This is a genomic window from Prauserella oleivorans (genome assembly GCF_042685745.1).
Classification (GTDB): domain Bacteria; phylum Actinomycetota; class Actinomycetes; order Mycobacteriales; family Pseudonocardiaceae; genus Prauserella_A; species Prauserella_A oleivorans.
The window spans coordinates 1499697-1518649 of sequence record NZ_JBHUNT010000001.1; the positions used below are offsets into that span (position 1 = coordinate 1499697).

Genomic DNA, 18953 nt, shown 5'->3' on the forward strand with positions numbered 1-18953 from the left:
GTGGTCACGTTCCGTTGTTTCGCGCTTCACCCTTTCGGTCCGTGGTTTCCCGGTAGAATCGTTGGCATGGGGGAAAGTTCTATCGAGCGCGTTGTCGAGCTGGAGCGGGAGATTGCTCGGCTGCAGGCGTTGCAGGTGCGGGCTTTGGCGAGTATTCGGCGGCGCGGGACGATGCTGCGGATGTGGCGTCGGAAGTGGCGCTGGCGTTGGCGATTTCGGAGAATGCGGCCCGGATCAAAATCGGTTTGGCGCGCGATTTGGTGACCCGGCTGCCGGAAACGTTGGGTGCGTTGTCGCGGGGTGAGATTGATTTGTACAAGGCGTCGAAGGTGTCGGAACCGACAGCGGTCTTGTCTGATTCGCGGGCGCGCGAGGTGGCTGCGGCGGTTTCTGGGCGATTAGCGGGGCGGGATGCTTCGTCGATTCGGCGGATGGTGAATCGGGCGGTGCAGAAGGTGGATCCGGAGGGTGCTGTGGCGCGGGCGGAGGCGCGGCGGCGGGAGCGGCGGGTGGAGTTGCGGCACGGTGATGATGCGATGGCCACGCTGTCCGCCGAGCTGCCCGCCGAGGTGGCCTCGGCGGCGTATGCGCGGATCGACCGGTGTGCGCGGGCGCTGCGCAACGCCGGTGACCAGCGGACCATGGACCAGCTACGGGCCGACGTGTTCGCCGACCTGCTGCTCAGCGACCGGCCGTGTCATGACAACTGTGTAAGCCGCGGATGGACCAAGATCAGCTTGTCCGACGCGATCCAGAAAGGATCCATCTGTGACCGAGAACACACCTACTCAGGCTGGGGATTCCGCGGCCGGTAAGGCGCTCGCCGGCGCGTTGTCATCGGAGGCCCTTGATGCTTTGGTGAAAGACGCCTACGCCAATGGCGGCGCGTTGGGTGCCCAGGAATTGCTGAATCGCATGACCAAGGCCGTGCTGGAGCGCTCGCTGGAAACCGAGATGACACATCACCTCGGCTACGAGAAAGGCGACCCGGCCGGCGCCGGGAGTGGTAATTCACGCAATGGCAAGTCGACGAAAACGGTGTCCACGACGAACGGCCCGATCGAGGTCGCAGTGCCGCGGGATCGGAATGGCTCGTTCGAGCCCGCGATCGTGCCGAAACGCGCCCGACGTCTCGGCAACATCGACGAGGCGATCCTGTCACTGTATTCACGTGGCATGACCACCCGCGATATTGAATCCCACCTGCACGAAGTATACGGCGTGAACGCGTCGCGGGAATTGATTTCCAATGTCACCGAGGTCGTGGTCGACGAGATCGCACTCTGGCAATCCCGCCCGCTGGACGAGGTGTATCCCATCCTGTACGTGGACGGGCTGCGCCTGCGGATCAAGGACAAGGGCGTGGTCACCACCAAGGTCGGCTACTTGGCCCTCGGCGTAGACGTCGAGGGCCGCAAACACGCCCTCGGGCTCTGGATCGCCGACACCGAAGCCGCGAAGTTCTGGGCCAAGGTCCTCACCGACCTACGCAACCGCGGCGTGAAAGACATCGTGATCGCCTGCTGCGACGGACTGACCGGACTGCCCGACGCGATCCGCTCGGCGTTTCCCGACACCGTGATCCAAACCTGCGTGGTACACGTGATCCGCAACGCCATGCGCTTCATCTCCTACAGCGACCGCAAAAAGGTCGCCGCCGGAATGCGCGACATCTACACCGCCCCCACACTCGAGGCCGCCGAGATCGCACTGAAGAACTTCGACAAAGAATTCGGCACCCAATACCCCGCCGCCGTCCAGGTATGGCAACACGCCTGGAACGATTTCACCCCGTTCCTCGACTACCCACCCGAACTACGCCGGGTCATCTACACCACAAACCTCATCGAGAACATCAACTTCCAACTCCGCAAACTCACCAAGAACCGCGGACATTTCGACAGCGACGCCGCCGCAACGAAACTCCTCTACCTCGGACTACGCAACATCACCAGCCACCGAGGAGGACCATCAGGAACAGGCACATGGGGCTGGAAACAAGCACTCAACACCCTCGTCACCCTCTTCCCCAACCGCATACCACTCCACTAAGAGCATGTCTCATTTCGCGAGTTTCTTGAAGCAGGTGAGGGCTGCGGCGAGAGTGAGGAAGGCGCAGAAGTGGTTGGCGTAGCGCTCGTAGCGTATGGTCAATCGTCGGTATCCGAACAGCCACGCGATACATCGTTCGATGACCCAGCGGTGCTTGCCGAGTTTCTGGCTGGATTCGATGCCTTTGCGGGCGATGCGCACGGTGATTCCTTGCTTGCGTACCCAGTCTCGGAGTTCGGCCTGGTCGTAGGCTTTGTCGGCGTGGAGCTTGTCCGGCTTGCGCCGGCGGGGCCCCCGCCGGGAGTTCACGGCGGGGATGGCCAGAATCAGCGGTTTGAGGGCGTGCGCGTCGTTGGTGTTCGCGGCCGAGATCGCGACCGCCAGCGGCAGTCCCGCCCGGTCGGACAGTGCATGGATCTTCGAGCCGGGTTTCCCGCGGTCCACAGGACTGGGACCGGTCAGAGATCCCCCCTTTTGGCCCTGACGGAGGCTCCGTCCAGGACCGCGCGGGACCAGTCGATCATTCCCTGGCTGCCGAGTTCATCGAGTACCGCGCGATGCAACCTGCGCCATAATCCGGCTTTCGTCCACTCGGTGAAGCGACGATGCGCGGTCGGGACCTTCACTCCGAAGCTGGGTGGCAGGTGTCGCCAAGCGCACCCGCTTGTCAGCACGAACACGATCGCGGTGAACACAGCACGATCATCCACGCGCGACCGTCCGCCTCCCTGCGGACGAACCTGATGCGCAGGGACCAGCGGTTCGACCAGTGCCCACAGCTCATCAGGCACCAACCGCCGCGACAACTCATCAACCACGAACCAAGATCATGCCCGCAACCCAACCAAGATCCAAACGAGACACGCTCTAAGATAAGAAACACATCATCCGTGGCTTACACGGAAATCATGACAGTGCCCAGCGACCACCCAGGTGGTGGCTCACCGAAGGCCGAGATCTTCATCCACATCGACTTCGCCACCCTGACCGGTTTGTCGGGCAACCCGGCCGAGCTCGCCGGGCACGGGCCGCTGCCCACGTCGATCGCGCGGGCGATCGCGTTCGACCCGAACTCGACCTGGTGGCGGATTATCACCGACCCGCAGACGGGCGCGCCTGTCGATGTCGGCCGCACCCGCTACCGGCCACCGGCCGTCACCGCCGACCATGTCAAGATCCGCGACCGGGAATGCCGGTTCCCCACCTGCCACCGCCCGGCCCACGACACCGATCTGGACCACGTCGTCCCGTACCAGCGCAACGGCGAGACCAACACCGCCAACCTGATCGGCCTCTGCCGACGCCACCACCGCACCAAACACACCCCCGGCTGGCACTTCGACCTCACCGAGGCCGGCAGCCTGCACATCACCACCCCGACCGGCCACACCTACTGGGCGGCCTAGCGGCTGACCACGGCCAGACGGTGACCACAGCCACCGGGCTGCCGTAACGGTCGACTGGCACGGAACGCCGCTACGCCCGCGGTAGCGAACCGCACTTCCGACACCCACCGGCCGCGGTAGCACTCTGCTGCCACTGCCCCTCCGCCGACCGGCCGCGGTAGCCTCGCTTTCCCGGTACACCCTCCGCCGACCGGGCCCGTAGCGCTCTGCTGCCGCTGCCCTCCCGCCCTGGCCGCGGTAGCGCCCGCTCTCCCGATACAACCCTGCGCGCGCCCTGGCCGCGGCAGCCCTCGCTCTCCCGACACCCCCTGCGCGCCCTGGCCGCGGCAGCGCCGGCTCCGCCGACGACCTCCACCCAGCGCCCGGCGGCCGTCACCTGAGCCGGCCACCCGCGCCCGGGCGTACACCACCTCAGGCGAACACGTGCTCCGGGTGGGGGTGGCTGAGGAAGTCGTGGTGCGAGATCTCCCAGCCGTAGGCGCCCGCGTACTGGAACTCCACCACGTCGCCTGCCCGGATGCGCTCGACGACCACATCGCGGGCCAGCACGTCCTTCGGAGTGCACAGCTCGCCCACGATCGTCACCGGTACGCCCGCCACCTCCGGCCGCGGCAACCCGGCGGGCCACGCCTCCACCGGCCGCACGCGGAACGGGTGGCTGTGCTGCCACGACACCGGCAGCCGGAAGTGGTGCGTACCGCCACGCACGAGCACGTAGTGGACACCGTGGTTGCGCTTGACGTCGAGCACCTCGGTCTCGTACGTCCCGCACGCTGCGACCAGGAAGCGCCCGCACTCGAAGTCGATCTCCCGCCAGTGCGCGGGGAAGGTGTCGACAAGGCGACCCAGGCCCTCGGTGAACGCGGGCCAGTCGAACTGGGCGTCCAGGTCGGCGTAGTTCACGCCGATGCCGCCGCCGACGTTGACGACCTCGCAGCGCAGGCCGAACCGCTCCTCCCAGCCCGTCACCTTGTCCCGGTAGAGCGCCAGCATCTCCAGGTGTGCGCCGGGCGAGAGGTTGTTGGACAACGAATGCAGGTGGAATCCGGCCAGCCGGACGCCGGGCAGTCCCCGCGCCGCGCGGACCGCCTCGGGCAGCGCCGGCTCCTCGATGCCGAACTGCGTCGGCCGCCCGGCCATGGCGAGTGTGGCGGGAGGGAACGGACCCGCGAGGTTGACGCGCAGCAGCACATCCGCCCTACACCCGAGGGAGGTCGCCACCGCGGAGATCTGGTGCAGCTCCAGCACGCTTTCCACGTGCAACCGCTCGACACCGCACCGCAACGCGTGCTCGATCTCGCCCGGCGTCTTCGCGGGACCGCCGAACAGCACCGGCACGTCGTCGGCCACGGCGCGCGCCTTCGTCAGCTCACCGCCCGAGGCCACCTCGAAACCGGCCACCAGCGGTGCGAGCGTGCGCAGGATCTCGGGTGCGCTGTTGGCCTTCATGGCGTAGAACATGCGGCACCGCTCGGGCAGCGCGGCCACGACCTTGCCGACGTGCGTGGTCAGTTCGCCGAGGTCGTAGGTGTACCGGCAGACGGGCTCGCGTGCGCTCACTGGTGCGCCAGGGGGTTGGGGACGGTGTGCAGCCGCAGTTCCGTGTCCGGCAACAACCTGCGCATCGTCAGCTTTTCCACGGCCACGGTCGGCTTGAACACGTCGTAACGGGGGTCCGGGAAGCGAGCCAGGTGCTTGCGGACGGCGTCGCGCACGATGGCCCAGAACGCACGCTCGTCGAACCCGTACGCGTCGTCCAGGAAGATCGCCAGCTCGCCGATGTTGACGAAGAGGAACGCGTCGAGCATGAAGTCGGCGACCAGGTCCGGGTCGTCGGTCTCGAGAAACGAGTTCCGGTTCTGGTGGTACGACGGCGTGGACCGCAACGGCGGGCACCGGTCCGGGTCGGTCAGCCGGGCGCGGGAGAAGCGCACGCCGTCGTGGAAGTCGCGCAGTGCGACCCGGGTCGGCTCGCCGTCGCGGTGCAGCAGCACCATGTTCTGCGCATGCGATTCCAGCGCGATGCCGTGACTGCACAGCAGGTGCACCACCGGCACGACGGCGACCTCCGCCAGTCGCCGCACCCACGCGGCAATGCCGCGGACGCGAACCCATCCGTCGATGAGTGGCGTCCCGTCGGTCTCGCGGGCGGTCAGCCCGGTGAACGGCACGGCCGCCTCGCCGGGGTCGAGATGGTCGTGCAGACTTTCCCGCCAGATGCACGCGAGTGTTCCGTAGGTGTCGTCCCGCAGCAGCGCGGTCTCCGCGTGTGGGGTGACCGCCGTGCCCATCACCTCGCCGAGCAGCACGGTCCGCGCCTCGTCGCGCAGGTACGGGTCGCTGCTCGCCACCGCCTTGAGCCAGTCCGACACCAACGGCGCGTTGTGGACGGTGTGCGGAGCGAGCACCCGGCTGGTCGAGGTGTTCACCAGCGATAGTGCGAGTTTCAAATACGGCCGGTCCGGACGGTCCACACAGGCCAGGGTGCGGATCGACTGCTGTGCGCGGAACCGGTCCGGGTCCTCGCCGAGCACCACCAAGTTTCCGGACGCGAGCTCGTCGGCGAACGCACGCGCGACGTGCCGGCTCCACTGCCACGGGTGCACCGGAACGAGCGTGCAGTCCGGGGATAGGCCGGCGAGCGCACCGGGTACTTGATCGGCCAGGAAACCGTTCTCCTGCACCGACTCCGAGGTGGTGACCTCCGTGATTCGCCGGTGAGCGGCAAGCCACAGTGGACGGACATCGCGCGCGAACTCGGGACCGTAAGCGACGTTGTCATCGGTGCCGAAGCCGATCCGCGACTTGTACGCGGGGTGGTAGCGGTGGCCGTCGGTGATGGCCGATTCGAGCGTGTCGAAGTCGGCGTCCGCGAGCCGGGTCGTCCGGTGGTGCTGGGCGAGTGCGTCTTTGAGGAACGTCTCCTCGAGCTCGCGCGCGAACCGGGTCAGGTGCTCCGGGTCGGCGTCGAGCCGGTCGCGGACCTCCTCGAGGAAGAGGCTGATCGACCGTGGTTCCTCGCCGTCTCGGAGCACCTCGTCGACCGTCACGCGGGAGAACGTGTACCGGCGGCGGGCGCTGTAGGTGTAGCGAACACCGTCCGAGGTCACGATGCTGGAGTCGCCGTCGGTGCGGATCGCGTCCTCGTAGAGCAGCGAGCCCAGCAACTGGCGAAACAGCCGCCGCCGCACGTCGACGGCGCTTGGTGCGCTCAGTGCCTGTTGGACGGTGAGGGCGTCGGTCATGGCAACTCCCGCAACGGGTTGGGGATGTCGACGAACAGGGGGTGCTCACCGCGGCCGGTGAAGCGGCTGACGAGGTTGGCCTTGGCGGGCAGCGTCGGGCAGTCCAGCAGGTCGGCCGCCTCCGGCCTGCCGGACAGCTCTTCGCGTGCCACCGTCCACAGTAGCCGCTCGCCCGCGTCGGTGTACCGGCCGAGCACATGGATGACGTGGGCCAGCTGGTTGGTGAACGCGTGGTAGCGCAGCCGCAACCAGGCTTCCGCGTCGTCGTAGAGCGCGGGACTGTCGGCGGGAAGCTCGCCGTGCCGCACCCGTGACCGGCTGATCGCCACGCCTTCCAGGTCGCGCACGAGAAACCGCACCGGCCTGCCGCCGTCCAGGCACAGCAAGGAGTTCTGTACGTGTGCCTCGAAACTGACCCCGTCGACGGCGAAGGCCGACAGCAGTGGCCGGTGCGCGATCGTGACGAAACACCGCAGCCACTCGACGACGTCACCGGCCTGCCGGACGCACCGCACGAGCTCGTCGGGATCATCAAGCAGTCCGGCCAGCACCCGCGGGGCCGGACCGTCGCCGGCAGCGGGGTTCTCCCGGTACAGCACGTTGAGCTCGGCGGCGAGGTCGTCGCCGATGACGGCGGGATCGACCACGCGGTATCCGGTTTCCCGCACGACACCGAACCCGTCCTGCGGCGGCAGGTGAGCCACGACCGCCGCCGCGTCCATGGCGCGCGCGAGGTGCTCCAGCGGGGTGTTGCGGACGAAGTTGGTGATGCGGACGTGCAGCGGCAGCTTCCACGACGTCGCATGGTCCGAGGCGCACACCGTACGGACCGACGACGTCGGGTACACCCGTGGGCCGAGGGCACCGAGCGAGATGAGCCCGCCCTCGTCGGCGAGCTTGCGCACCATCGGGTTGCGCAGCAGGTACCGGGCCTGCCACGGATGCGCAGGGAGCGGCGCATACCCGCTGGGCGTGGCGGCGAGCACCTCCTCCGGATCCCACTCACCGCACCCGCGCTGGATCACCAGCTCGCGAGCCACCGCGAAGTAGTGCGGCACGAACGTCACGCCGAGCTCCGGGGCGAAGGAGTCCAGATCGCACTCGCTGAACCCCTCGCTGCTCTTCGGAGTCGGATGGAACGGATGTCCGAAAAGGATGTTCTGTTCGGAATGCCGGGTGAGATCGCCGGACGGCGCCCGGCGTCCACGGGCCAGGAACCGGGCCGTGTGCGCGACACTGCCCTCGATCTGGGCGCCGAGCGTCGCGGCTGCGCGGTGTCCCGTGCTCGCCTCCAGTTCGGCCAGCACTGCCGCGGTCAGCTCGTCCGGCAGGTCGCCGTAGTCGTGGTGGCCGGACGGCGAGACATACACGACCTCGACCGGCAGTGTCCCGCCCGTCGCAGGCAGCGGCACCGCGAACGGGCCCAGTGGTACGTCGTACACGCCCGTCTCGCGGAGGTAGGCGTTGAGCAGCCTGCGCCCGGCGGCGTGGCGCGCGACGTCCGGCGCGGTCACGAGGCCAGCGGATTCGGCACCGTCCCCGTGCTCGCCGGCATGCTCGCGTCGTTCGACCTGCCCGAGCGCAGCAGTGGCCCCAGCACCTGCCTGCTCGGCCACGTCGGCGCCTCCAGCAACAGCCGCCGGACCAGCGGCGGCGGTTCGAGCCGGTCGAGGCAGTCGGTCAACGCTGCGCGAAGCTGGTTCCACAGGACGTTCTCCGTGATGCTGTAGTGCCGGGTCAGGGCATCGGCGATGCCGTAGAGGTTCACCTGGAAGCCCAGTGTCTGCAAGAAGCCGACCAGCGCACCAGGGTCGTCGAGCCGTAACGACTGCCGCACTCCCGGTTTGACGCGGTAACCGGGTTCGGGGATCCCGGCCGCGGCCAGCCACCCTGGGCAGTACCGGACCGCGTCGTGGTCGCGCAGCACGAACCGGCGACCGCTGCGGGCCACGTTCTGTCCGTGGAGTTCGGGGAGCACGCCGTGGCGCAGGAAGCCGATCGCCATGGCGCAAAAGTCGTCCGCCAGCGCGCGGAAGAACGGCACCGGATCGACGGGCCGCATCCGGTACCACTCCTCGGCGGCCAGCGCACCGAGCGGCACCGCGTCGGGCACCTCGGGCGGGTAGCTGCGGACCTGCGCGGCGAGCAGGCCGGGCCGGTCGGCGAACTCGTCACCTGCCCAGCCGCACCAGGTCCGTTCGTCACAGACCGTCACGAGCGCGGCCAGGTCGGCATCGCGCGTGAGCACCTGTCGCAGGAGCCGTTCGCCGCGTTCGCCGTTGTCGAGGTAGCGGGGCGGCAGCAGCCGTGCGGAGCCGAGTGTGTTGACGCCCAACGGCAGCTTGACGTGCCGGGCGGGGTCGGCCGAGACGAGGGTGCGCAGCGACGAGGTCGGGCGGAACCTGCCGACTCCCAGCGCGACCGGCCGGATCGCGCCGTTGTCGATCTCGGCCGCGAACTCCCGGCGCAGCACGCAGTCGTAGTGCCACGGATGCACCGGCACCAGCGTGTAGCCGGCGGGCAGCCCAGCCTGCAGGCGGTCGTGGTCGCCGGGCTCCAGCAGCAGTGCCGCCGGCTCCCGGGAACCTGAGCCGAACCGCAGGCAGTCGGTGTGCACGGCGAGCCAGTCGAGCCCGAGCGGGTCGCGGCGGTGCGGTCCATACCTGGCGACCTCGGCCACGGTCCAGCCGACGACGGCGCGGGCGGTCGGGTGGAACGGGCGGTTGCGGCGGGCTGCCATCCGTTCCCCGTCGGCCTCGCCGTCGGTGAGCACGCCGGCGTGCGCGACGGCGGTGGCCAGGTCCTGAGCCACCTGCTGCACGGCGGGCTCGTCGGCCGCGACGAGCCGGATCAGCTCGTCCGGGCCGATCTCGCGTGTGCCGTGCAGCACCGGACCGTCCGCGTACCGCCACGGCTGGAGCTTCCCGCCGGGCCGCACCCGCAGCCGGATGTCGCCGACCCGGTACCACTCCCCGTCGTGTTCCCCGTCGGCGAATCCGAACAGCCGCTCCTGGATCAGCGCGTCCACGAGGTCGCGCATCACCAGGTTCAGTACAGGCTCAGCCATGTGCCGACACCCTGTGCCTTGGCGCGCTGGTAGACCTCGGCGGCGCAGGCGATGTCCTCCACGGCCATCCCCATCGGGTTGAGCAGGATGATCTCGTCGTCGGTCTCACGGCCGGGCCGGGTACCCGCGAGCACCTCGCCGAGCTCGGCGTGCAGCCGCTCGCGGGAGAAGGACCCCTCCAGCACGAGTTGGTTGATGATCTTCTTCTCGCGGTTGCTCTGGTCCCAGTCGTCCACGATCACCTTGTCGGCGCCGAGGAACACGTCCTTGTGGGTGTCCATGATGGACACATTGGCGAGGAACGTGCCGGGCTTGAGCCAGGAGAACTCGATGTAGGGCCGGTCGGTGACCGTGCACGGGACGACGACGTCGCCGGCGCGCACGGCGTCCTCCGCGCTCGGGGCCACGCGCACCCGGTCGCCGATCCGCTCGGCGAGTGCCTGTGCGGCCTCGGGGCGCACATCGTAGGCGTGCACGGTGCGGATCTGCGGGAACTGCTCCAGCAGCGCGGTGATCTGGGTGCGGCCGATGACGCCGCAGCCGATCAGCGCCACGTCGGTGAAGTCGCGCCGTGCCAGGTGGCGGACGGCCAGGCAGGTCACGGCGGCCGTGCGCCACGCGCTGATGAGGCTGCCCTCGAGGATCGCCACCGGATAGTTGGTGGCCGGGTCGTTGAGTACGATGATCGCGCTGGCGCGTTCCCTGCCGTGCTCGGGATTGTCGTGCTTGCTGCCGATCCACTTCAGACCGGACATCCCGGGATCGCCGACGTAGGCGGGCATGGCGATGATGCGGTCGGCGATGTGGCCCTCGCCCACCCGCAGGTACGGCTTGAGCGGCTGCGCCGTCCTGCCCTCGGCGTGTGCGACGAGCGCCTTGTGCAGGGCGGCCACGTACAGTTCGGAGTGGTCGCCACCCACGGTCGCGACGTCGCCGCGGGTCAGGTAGAGCATCCGGGGTTCGGCTTCGGACACGAGCGGTCTCCTAGTCATCGGTCTCGCGGTCACGGCGCGCGCGGGCGGCGGCCAGCCAGTCGTCGTCGTACACGAGGTCGAGGTAGCGATCGCCCCGGTCGGGGAAGATCGCCACGACCCGGCAGGGCCTGGGCAGCACCGGCAGCGTACGCCGGATCGCGGCCACCACCGAGCCGGTCGACCCGCCCGCGAAGATGCCCTCCGCGGCGAGCAGCTCGCGGCAGCCGAGCGCGGCGTCGACGTCGTCGACGTACACCACCTGGTCGATTTCCTCCGGGCGGCACAGCTCGGGTACCCGGCTGGACCCGATACCCGGGATGTCGCGGCGGCCCGGACGGCCTCCGAAGATCACCGAGCCGACCGCGTCGACGGCGACCACCCGCAGGTCCGGGAACCGTTCGCGCAGCCTGCGCGCACAGCCGAGCACACTGCCGGTGGTGCTGACCGCGCCGAAAAGCACCGTGGGCGGCTCGGCGAGTTGCTCGGCCAGCTCGGCACCGGTGCCGTGGTAGTAGGCCTGCCAGTTGCGGTCGTTGGCGTATTGGTTGATCCAGACGGCGCCGGGCATCCCGGCGAGCAGCTCGTGCACCCGGCGGATGCGGCTGAGCAAGTAGCCGCCCGCCTCGTCCACTTCATCGACCACGTGCACGTCGGCGCCGAGGTGGCGCAGCAGAGCGAGGTTCGCGGTGGTCGTCTTGGGGTCCACGACACAGGTGAACCGCAGGCCGTGCACGCGGGCGGCCATGGCCAGTGCGATACCGAAGTTGCCCGAGCTGCTCTCGACCAGCGTGCCACCGGCCGGGATGGTGCCGTCGCGCAGTCCGCTCTCCACGATGTAGCGGGCCGAGCGGTCTTTCATGCTGCCGCCGGGGTTCATCAGCTCCAGCTTGGCCACGACCTCGACCCCGGGGTCGGGGAAGAGCCGGCGCAGCGCGACGACCGGCGTGTTGCCGACGCAGTCACAAATGGATTCGCCGACGCGGGATTCACTGGCGGACTTGACCACGGGTGCAGCGGCGGTCACGGGACTCCTCGGTTCGACGGCCGGAACCTGTTAGGAAAGTCTTACCTTACCCGCGTTGTCACTTTCGAGAAGGGTGACAGCACTGACCGTTACCGACCGTGGTCGTGAACCCGGATCCCGTCGAAGGCGATCTTGGCGACGGCGTCGGCGAGGTCGGTGTCGCCGCGACCCGGCCGGTACCACTCGATGAGGGAGTTGACCATGCCGAAGACGAGCCGGGCGGTGACGGCCGGATCGACGTCGGGCCGGATGTCACCCTCCTTTTCGGCCTCGGCGACCAGGTCGGCGACGATCCGGTCGAACTCCCGCCGCCGCGCCAGCGCGGCGCGCTCCACCTTCGTGTTCCCGCGGACGCGCAGCAGCAGCGTGACGAACGGCAGCCGGTCGACCAGCACGGCGACACTGCCCCGGACGAGGAACTCGAGCCGGTCGACGGCCCTGCCCTCCACGGTCTCCAGCTTGGCGGCCAGCTCGAACAGTCCGTCCAGCGCGCGGTTGACCGCGAGCCGCAGGAGCTCGTCCTTGCTCGGCACGTGGTGGTAGATGGCCGACTTGGTGATGCCGAGCTTGCGGGCGAGGTCCTCCATGCTGGTGCCGTCGTACCCGCGCTCGTTGAACAGCTTGACCGCGACCCGCAGTACCGATTCCAGGTCGTAGCCCGGCCTGCCTCGGCGGCCGGGTCGGGACTGGGGCCGATCGTTCATACCCGCAGTATCTCAACTGTGTCGCCGGTCGATCACCCGGCGCATCTTGCCCATCGACCGTTCGAGGGTGTCGGGATCCTCGACGGCGACGTCGACTCCCACGCCGATGCCGTCGCGCACCCGCGCCCGGATCTCGGCCGCCGCGGCGGCGCGCACCTCCGGCCCGGCGCCCGGGTCGGCCTCCACGTGCACGGTGAGCTTGTCAAGACGGTCCTGTTTGGACAACTCGAGTTGGAAGTGCGGCGAGAGGCCGGGGATGCGCAGCACGATCTCCTCGATCTGTGTGGGGAAGAGGTTCACCCCGCGCAGGATGATCATGTCGTCGGAGCGTCCGGTGACCTTCTCCATCCGCCGGTGTGCGGGCCGGGCCGTTCCGGGACGCAACCGCGTGAGGTCCCGGGTGCGGTACCGGATGAGCGGCAGCGCCTGCTTGGTCAGTGACGTGAAGACGAGCTCGCCGTGCTCCCCGTCGGCCAGCACCGACTCGTCGAACGGGTCGATGATCTCGGGCAGGAAGTGGTCCTCCCAGACGTGCAGGCCGTCCTTGGTCTCCACGCATTCCTGGGCGACGCCGGGGCCCATGACCTCCGACAGCCCGTAGATGTCGACGGCGTCGATGGCCAGCCGCTCTTCGATCTCGGACCGCATCTGCTCGGTCCACGGCTCGGCGCCGAGGATCCCGACCCGCAGGGACGACGAGCGCGGGTCGATGCCCTGCCGCTCGAACTCGTCGAGCAACGTGAGCAGATACGACGGCGTCACCATGATGACGCCGGGCCGCAGGTCGGTGATGAGCTGGACCTGCCGGGCCGTCATGCCGCCGGACGCCGGCACCACCGTGCAGCCGAGCTTCTCGGCGCCGTAGTGCGCGCCGAGCCCGCCGGTGAACAGGCCGTAGCCGTACGCCACGTGCACCAGGTCGCCCGGGCGCCCGCCGGCCGCCCGGATGGAGCGCGCCACGAGCATCGACCAGTTGTCGAGGTCGGCCTCGGTGTAGCCGACGACGGTCGGCTTGCCGGTGGTGCCGCTCGACGCGTGCAGTCGCCGGACCTGCTCGCGCGGTACGGCGAACATGCCGAACGGGTAGTTGTCGCGCAGGTCCTGTTTGGTGGTGAACGGGAACTTCGCGAGGTCGTCGAGCGTGCGGCAGTCGTCCGGATGCACCCCGGCGGCCGTGAATTTATCGCGGTAGAACGGGACGTTGTCGTAGGCGTGCCGCAGTGTCCACTGCAGACGCTCCAGTTGCAGGTGCCGCAGTTCGTCGATGCTCAGGCGTTCGGCGGTGTCGAGCGGCTCGGTGGTGTGCGTCATGAGGCGTCCTTGGCTATGACTCGGCTGCGGCCCCGGAACTCGGCGATCACCGTGTGGCCGCCGGGGTCCTCGCGATACACGGTGACGTCGTAGATCCCGTTGCGGCCGTAGCAGGTGCGTTCCTCGGCGGCGGCGACGAGCAGGTCGCCGAGCCGCGCCGGGGCTACGAACGTGATGTCCGCTCCCGCCGCGACCGTCACGGGTCCATGGCTGTTGCAGGCGCAGGCGAACGCGGTGTCGGCCAGCAGGAACACGTAGCCGCCGTGGGCGATGTCGTGCCCGTTCACCATGTCGGCGGTGACCCGCATGGTCGCGATGGCCTTGCCGTCGGTCGCCTCGATGAGCTCGATGCCGAGCGTCCGCGACGCCTGGTCGGAGTCCATCATCTCGTAAGCAGCATTGCTCGTCACCGGTCACCGCCTTTGCCAAACTGACCGAATGGACGGTTAATGGTGAAGGTGCCGGATCGGCGTTGTCAAGGCGTTGTGCGCTGCGGTTCGTGCGCCTACTATTACTGAACGAGCGGTAGGTTATTCGACGAGGAGGTCGCTACCGATGGCACTGCTGCCCAGCTATGTCGCAGGCGAATGGCGCACCCCCTCCGGTGAGGGTGTGCCGGTGCGCGATGCCGTGACCGGCGACGAGGTCGCCCGGATCTCGGCCGACGGCATCGACCGCGCCGCGGCGCTCGACTACGGCCGCACGGTCGGCGGCCCGGCGTTGCGGGAGCTGACCTTCCACCAGCGGGCGGCACTGCTCAAGGCACTGGCCTCCCACCTGCGCGAACACCGCGACGAGCTGTACGCCCTCTCCGCGAAGACCGGTGCGACGCTCGGCGACGCGAAGTTCGACGTCGACGGCGGCATCGGCGTGCTGTTCGCCTACGCGAGCAAGGGCAGGCGCGAGCTTCCCGCGGGCAACGTCTACGTCGACGGCGGCGTCGAGCAGCTCGGCAAGGGCGGCACGTTCCTCGGCACGCACATCGCGACCCCGTTGCGGGGCGTGGCCGTGCAGATCAACGCGTTCAACTTCCCGGTGTGGGGTCCGCTGGAGAAGTTCGCGCCGGCGTTCCTCGCCGGGGTGCCGAGCCTGGTCAAGCCGGCGAGCCAGACCGCGTACCTGACCCACAAGCTGGTCGAGCTGATGGCCGGTTCCGGTCTGCTGCCGGACGGGGCGATCCAGCTGTTGTGCGGCGGCGCGGGGGACCTGCTCGACCACGTGACACCGCAGGACCTGGTGTCGTTCACCGGTTCGGCGGCGACGGCGGCCCGGCTGCGGGCGCACCCGGCGGTGGTGCGGCACTCGGTGCGGTTCAACGCCGAGGCCGACTCGCTGAACTGCTCGATCCTCGGCCCCGCCGCGACGCCCGGCACGGCGGAGTTCGACCTCTACGTCAAGCAACTGGTCACCGAGATGACCGTGAAGGCGGGGCAGAAGTGCACGGCCATCAGGCGGGCGTTCGTGCCCGCCGAGCTGATGGACGACGTCGCGCAGGCCGTGAGCGAACGGCTCGCGAAGGTGACGGTCGGCAACCCCGCGAACCCGGACGTGCGCATGGGGGCGCTCGCGAGCCTGGAGCAGCGCGAGGAGGTACGCCGCTCGCTCAAGGCGCTGCTGGCCACCGGGCGGGTCGTGTTCGGTGACCCGGAACGGGTGGACGTCGTGGACGCCGATGCCCAGCGTGGCGCGTTCGTCTCACCGGTGCTGCTGCGTGCCGACGACCCGGCCCGCGCGGAGCCGCACGAGGTGGAGGCGTTCGGGCCGGTGTCCACGCTCATGCCGTACACGTCGGTGGAGCAGGTGGTCGAGCTCGCCGCGCGTGGTCAGGGCAGCCTGGCCGGTTCGGTCGTTACCGGCGACGCCGACTTCGCCCGGGACGTCGTGCTCGGTGTCGCGCCGTGGCACGGCAGGCTGCTGGTGCTCGACGCCGACGACGCCAAGGAGTCGACCGGGCACGGGTCACCGCTGCCGGGACTCCTGCACGGTGGGCCCGGCCGCGCAGGCGGTGGCGAGGAGCTCGGCGGCATCCGCGGGGTGCTGCACCACATGCAGCGCACCGCCGTGCAGGCGAGCCCCAAGGCGCTGGCGGCCGTCACGGACCGGTGGGTGCCCGGCGCGCCGAGGAGCGAAGGCGAGCACCCGTTCCGCAAGTCGCTGGCAGAGTTGCGGATCGGCGACAGCGTGGTCGCCGGTCCGCGCACGGTGACGGACGAGGACGTCGCGCACTTCGCCGAGTTCACCGGCGACACCTTCTACGCCCACACCGATCCCGGCGCGGCGGCCGCGAACCCGCTGTTCGGCGGGATCGTCGCCCACGGCTACCTCGTGGTGTCGTTCGCGGCGGGGCTGTTCGTCTCGCCCGAGCCGGGCCCGGTGCTGGCGAACTACGGCCTGGAGAACCTGCGGTTCCTCACGCCCGTCAAGCCCGGTGACGCGCTGACCGTGACGTTGACGTGCAAGCAGATCACACCACGCGCCGGCGCCGACTACGGCGAGGTGCGGTGGGACACGGATGTGACCAATCAGGACGGTGAGTCGGTGGCGAAGTACGACGTGCTCACACTCGTTGCGAAGGAGCGGGTCCGATGACCACGATGGCTCCGTCGCTGGAGCAGCATTTCCGCCGGACGATCGCCCACGATCAGCGGATCGAGCCGCGGGACTGGGTGCCGGAGGCGTATCGAGCGACGATGATCCGGATGATCGCGCAGCACGCGCACTCCGAGATCATCGGGATGCAGCCGGAGGGCAACTGGATCACGCGGGCGCCGTCGTTGCGGCGCAAGGCGATCCTGCTGGCGAAGGTGCAGGACGAGGCCGGGCACGGACTGTATCTGTACTCGGCGGCCGAGACGCTCGGCGCGGACCGGGCCGAGCTGACCGAGAAGCTGATCTCCGGCAAGCAGAAGTACTCCTCGATCTTCAACTACCCGACGCTCACCTTCGCCGACGTCGGGGTGATCGGCTGGCTGGTGGACGGTGCGGCGATCTGCAACCAGGTGCCGTTGTGCCGCAGCAGTTACGGGCCCTACGCGCGGGCGATGATCCGCATCTGCAAGGAGGAGTCGTTCCATCAGCGGCAGGGTTACGAGCTGTTGATGACGATGATGAAGGGCACCCGGGAGCAGCGGGAGATGGTGCAGGACGCGACCGACCGCTGGTGGTGGCCGTCGCTGATGATGTTCGGCCCGCCGGATGCCGATTCCTCGCACACCGAGCAGTCGATGCGGTGGAAGATCAAGCGGCACACCAACGACGAGCTGCGGCAGCGCTTTGTCGACATGACGGTGCCGCAGGCCGAGGCGCTCGGGGTCACGCTGCCCGATCCGGACCTGCGCTGGAACGCCGAGCGCGGGCACTACGACTTCGGCGAGATCGACTGGTCGGAGTTCAAACAGGTCGTGTCCGGCAACGGCCCGTGCAACGCGCAGCGGATCGCCCACCGCCGCGCGGCACACGAGGACGGGGCCTGGGTCCGCGAGGCGGCTGCCGCACACGCGGCGAAGCTGGAGAGGAGGCGTCGTGAGCGCTAAGGCCGAATGGCCGCTGTACGAGGTGTTCGTGCGCAGCAAGCGTGGCCTCAACCATGTGCACGTCGGCTCGCTGCACGCCGCCGACGACGAAATGGCCCTGCACCACGCGCGCGACCTCTACACGCGGCGCAACGAGGGTGTGAGCATCTGGGTGGTGAAGGCCTCCGACATCACCGCGTCCAGCCCGGACGAGAAGGACCCGTTCTTCGCGCCGGCGGCCGACAAGGTGTATCGCCACCCGACGTTCTACGACATCCCCGGCAACGTTCCCCACATGTGAGCCGATCATGTCCTTCGACAACGCCTACGAGGCGATCACCGAGGAGAACGACGCGCGCTGGGCGTTCGGCACCGGGTTCACCGACCCGCTCGCCGGCGTCGACCGCAGCGTTCCGTCCGGTGTGGACGTCGCCGACCTCGAGCTGTACTGCCTGATGCTCGGCGACGACGCACTCGTGTTCTCGCACCGTCTGCAGGAGTGGTGCACGCGGGCGCCGGAGCTGGAGGACGAGGTCGCGATCGCCAACATCGCGCTCGACCTGCTCGGCCAGGCGCGGCTGCTGCTCGCGAGGGCCGGGCAGCGCAGCGAGGACGCCTACGCGTTCTTCCGCCCCGAGCACGAGTTCCGCAACGTACGGCTCGCCGAGCTGCCACGCGGCGACTTCGGGGAGCTCGTCGCGCGGCTGCTCGTCTTCTCGACGTGGCGGCTCGCGCTGCTGCACCGGCTCGTCGAGTCGCGCGACCCGGTGCTGTCGGCCATCGGGCTGAAGGGCGTCAAGGAGATCACCTACCACCGCGACTACGCAGCACAGTGGACAGTGCGGCTCGGCGACGGTACGGCCTACTCGCGGCAGCGGATGCGGGCCGGGCTCGCCACCGTGTGGCCGTACGTCGGGGAGTTGTTCGTCCCGAACGACGTGGAGCTGCGCCTGGCAGCGGCCGGAGTCGCGGTGGATCCGGCCACCGTGCGGGCGGAGTTCGACGACGTCATCGGCCAGGTGCTGCGGGCAGCGACGGTGGAGGTGCCAGACGTGCCGGCGAATCCCGGGGTGTCGGGCAGGTTCGGTCGCGACGGTGTGCACACCGAGGCCATGGGCTATCTGCTGGCCGAGCTGCAGAGCGTCGCCCGCGCGCATCCGGAGGCGACATGGTGAGCGCGCGTGCCGTCGCCGAGCGAGTGACCGACCCGGAACTGCCGATGCTGACGCTGGCCGATCTCGGTGTGTTGCGGGACGTATCCGAGCAGGGCGGCAAGGTGGTCGTCGAGATCACGCCCACCTACAGCGGCTGCCCGGCGCTGACGGAGATGCGGGCCGACCTCGTCGACGCGCTGGCCCGCGCCGGCTACCGCGACGTCGAGGTCCGCACGGTGCTCGCGCCCGCGTGGACCACCGACTGGATCACCGAGCGCGGCAGGCGCAAGCTCGCCGAGGCCGGCATCGCGCCACCGGACACGGCACCCCGACCCGGCGGGCCGGTCCCGCTCACGCTCGGTCCGCCGGTGCGGAGCGTGCCGTGCCCGCGCTGCGGGTCGGCCGACACCGAGGAACTGTCGCGGTTCGGCGCCACGGCCTGCCGTTCGCTGCACCGCTGCCGGGACTGCGCGGAGCCGTTCGAGCACGTGAAGGAGATCTAGC

Annotated in this window: 18 protein-coding genes; 8 read left to right on the forward strand and 10 right to left on the reverse strand. The window is 69.2% G+C overall.

Annotated elements, in window-relative coordinates; all coding sequences use genetic code 11:
- Nucleotides 1-194: 194 nt before the first annotated feature.
- Nucleotides 195-815, forward strand: coding sequence for a DUF222 domain-containing protein (locus ACFSZT_RS07425; protein ID WP_377478198.1), 621 nt, complete (start codon nucleotides 195-197; stop codon nucleotides 813-815).
- The gene (locus tag ACFSZT_RS07430; protein WP_377478200.1) at nucleotides 769-2052 is read left to right on the forward strand and encodes an IS256 family transposase; all 1284 of its coding nucleotides are present in this window, start codon (nucleotides 769-771) and stop codon (nucleotides 2050-2052) included. The genes ACFSZT_RS07425 and ACFSZT_RS07430 overlap by 47 nt, the downstream gene beginning before the upstream one ends.
- A gap of 9 nt (nucleotides 2053-2061) precedes the next feature.
- Here ACFSZT_RS07430 and ACFSZT_RS07435 read toward each other — a convergent pair.
- Nucleotides 2062-2870, reverse strand: a protein-coding gene (locus ACFSZT_RS07435; protein ID WP_377478151.1) for an IS5 family transposase whose coding sequence is annotated in 2 segments (ribosomal slippage) — nucleotides 2062-2528 and nucleotides 2528-2870 — 810 coding nt in all. Because the reading frame shifts where the segments join, the coding sequence is not laid out codon by codon here.
- A 90-nt stretch (nucleotides 2871-2960) separates the two neighbouring features.
- Between ACFSZT_RS07435 and ACFSZT_RS07440 the strand changes: the two genes are divergently transcribed.
- Nucleotides 2961-3458: an HNH endonuclease gene (locus ACFSZT_RS07440; protein ID WP_377396428.1), complete on the forward strand. Its 498-nt coding sequence runs from the start codon at nucleotides 2961-2963 to the stop codon at nucleotides 3456-3458.
- Nucleotides 3459-3869: 411 nt separating this feature from the next.
- Here ACFSZT_RS07440 and ACFSZT_RS07445 read toward each other — a convergent pair whose 3' ends face one another.
- The 9 genes from ACFSZT_RS07445 to paaI all read right to left on the reverse strand — a co-directional run bounded on the left by ACFSZT_RS07445 (nucleotide 3870) and on the right by paaI (nucleotide 14169).
- Nucleotides 3870-5018, reverse strand: a complete 1149-nt coding sequence (locus ACFSZT_RS07445) for a type III PLP-dependent enzyme (protein WP_377396425.1) — start codon at nucleotides 5016-5018, stop codon at nucleotides 3870-3872.
- Nucleotides 5015-6703, reverse strand: a complete 1689-nt coding sequence (locus tag ACFSZT_RS07450; RefSeq protein ID WP_377396422.1) for an IucA/IucC family protein — start codon at nucleotides 6701-6703, stop codon at nucleotides 5015-5017. The genes ACFSZT_RS07445 and ACFSZT_RS07450 overlap by 4 nt, the downstream gene beginning before the upstream one ends.
- Nucleotides 6700-8217 (reverse strand): IucA/IucC family protein, encoded by a 1518-nt coding sequence (locus ACFSZT_RS07455; protein ID WP_377396419.1) that lies wholly within the window; start codon nucleotides 8215-8217, stop codon nucleotides 6700-6702. The genes ACFSZT_RS07450 and ACFSZT_RS07455 overlap by 4 nt, the downstream gene beginning before the upstream one ends.
- Nucleotides 8214-9770, reverse strand: coding sequence for an IucA/IucC family protein (locus ACFSZT_RS07460; protein ID WP_377396416.1), 1557 nt, complete (start codon nucleotides 9768-9770; stop codon nucleotides 8214-8216). The genes ACFSZT_RS07455 and ACFSZT_RS07460 overlap by 4 nt, the downstream gene beginning before the upstream one ends.
- Nucleotides 9752-10744 (reverse strand): 2,3-diaminopropionate biosynthesis protein SbnB, encoded by a 993-nt coding sequence (gene sbnB / locus ACFSZT_RS07465; RefSeq protein ID WP_377396413.1) that lies wholly within the window; start codon nucleotides 10742-10744, stop codon nucleotides 9752-9754. Before sbnB ends, ACFSZT_RS07460 begins: the two co-directional genes overlap by 19 nt.
- A gap of 10 nt (nucleotides 10745-10754) precedes the next feature.
- A complete protein-coding gene (gene sbnA, locus ACFSZT_RS07470; protein WP_377396410.1) occupies nucleotides 10755-11768 on the reverse strand; it encodes a 2,3-diaminopropionate biosynthesis protein SbnA in 1014 nt (337 codons plus the stop codon).
- A gap of 89 nt (nucleotides 11769-11857) precedes the next feature.
- Nucleotides 11858-12472, reverse strand: coding sequence for a TetR/AcrR family transcriptional regulator (locus ACFSZT_RS07475; protein WP_377396408.1), 615 nt, complete (start codon nucleotides 12470-12472; stop codon nucleotides 11858-11860).
- Nucleotides 12473-12484: 12 nt separating this feature from the next.
- On the reverse strand, nucleotides 12485-13783 hold the full coding sequence (gene paaK, locus ACFSZT_RS07480) for a phenylacetate--CoA ligase PaaK (RefSeq protein ID WP_377396405.1): 1299 nt from the start codon (nucleotides 13781-13783) through the stop codon (nucleotides 12485-12487).
- Nucleotides 13780-14169, reverse strand: coding sequence for a hydroxyphenylacetyl-CoA thioesterase PaaI (gene paaI / locus ACFSZT_RS07485; protein WP_377396431.1), 390 nt, complete (start codon nucleotides 14167-14169; stop codon nucleotides 13780-13782). Before paaI ends, paaK begins: the two co-directional genes overlap by 4 nt.
- A 169-nt stretch (nucleotides 14170-14338) precedes the next feature.
- Here paaI and paaZ point away from each other — a divergent pair, with 169 nt between their 5' ends.
- From paaZ to paaD, 5 genes are read left to right on the forward strand one after another with little or no spacing between them, the layout of a single operon-like run.
- Nucleotides 14339-16372, forward strand: coding sequence for a phenylacetic acid degradation bifunctional protein PaaZ (gene paaZ, locus ACFSZT_RS07490; protein ID WP_377396402.1), 2034 nt, complete (start codon nucleotides 14339-14341; stop codon nucleotides 16370-16372).
- On the forward strand, nucleotides 16369-17316 hold the full coding sequence (paaA, locus tag ACFSZT_RS07495; protein WP_377396399.1) for a 1,2-phenylacetyl-CoA epoxidase subunit PaaA: 948 nt from the start codon (nucleotides 16369-16371) through the stop codon (nucleotides 17314-17316). Before paaZ ends, paaA begins: the two co-directional genes overlap by 4 nt.
- Nucleotides 17306-17596: a 1,2-phenylacetyl-CoA epoxidase subunit PaaB gene (gene paaB, locus ACFSZT_RS07500; RefSeq protein ID WP_377478202.1), complete on the forward strand. Its 291-nt coding sequence runs from the start codon at nucleotides 17306-17308 to the stop codon at nucleotides 17594-17596. Before paaA ends, paaB begins: the two co-directional genes overlap by 11 nt.
- 7 nt (nucleotides 17597-17603) lie before the next feature.
- Nucleotides 17604-18470 carry a 1,2-phenylacetyl-CoA epoxidase subunit PaaC gene (gene paaC / locus ACFSZT_RS07505; RefSeq protein ID WP_377393867.1) on the forward strand — a complete coding sequence of 289 codons (867 nt, stop codon included), beginning with the start codon at nucleotides 17604-17606 and terminating at the stop codon, nucleotides 18468-18470.
- A complete protein-coding gene (paaD, locus tag ACFSZT_RS07510; protein WP_377393865.1) occupies nucleotides 18464-18952 on the forward strand; it encodes a 1,2-phenylacetyl-CoA epoxidase subunit PaaD in 489 nt (162 codons plus the stop codon). Before paaC ends, paaD begins: the two co-directional genes overlap by 7 nt.
- Nucleotide 18953: the final 1 nt, after the last annotated feature.

Coding starts and splice junctions, on each gene's coding strand:
- ACFSZT_RS07440 (WP_377396428.1), top strand. CDS start 2,961: ATGACAGTGCCCAGCGACCACCCAGGTGGTGGCTCACCGAAGGCCGAG.
- paaI (WP_377396431.1), bottom strand. CDS start 14,169: ATGATGGACTCCGACCAGGCGTCGCGGACGCTCGGCATCGAGCTCATC.
- paaK (WP_377396405.1), bottom strand. CDS start 13,783: ATGACGCACACCACCGAGCCGCTCGACACCGCCGAACGCCTGAGCATC.
- paaD (WP_377393865.1), top strand. CDS start 18,464: ATGGTGAGCGCGCGTGCCGTCGCCGAGCGAGTGACCGACCCGGAACTG.
- ACFSZT_RS07475 (WP_377396408.1), bottom strand. CDS start 12,472: ATGAACGATCGGCCCCAGTCCCGACCCGGCCGCCGAGGCAGGCCGGGC.
- paaC (WP_377393867.1), top strand. CDS start 17,604: ATGTCCTTCGACAACGCCTACGAGGCGATCACCGAGGAGAACGACGCG.
- paaA (WP_377396399.1), top strand. CDS start 16,369: ATGACCACGATGGCTCCGTCGCTGGAGCAGCATTTCCGCCGGACGATC.
- ACFSZT_RS07460 (WP_377396416.1), bottom strand. CDS start 9,770: ATGGCTGAGCCTGTACTGAACCTGGTGATGCGCGACCTCGTGGACGCG.
- ACFSZT_RS07450 (WP_377396422.1), bottom strand. CDS start 6,703: ATGACCGACGCCCTCACCGTCCAACAGGCACTGAGCGCACCAAGCGCC.
- paaZ (WP_377396402.1), top strand. CDS start 14,339: ATGGCACTGCTGCCCAGCTATGTCGCAGGCGAATGGCGCACCCCCTCC.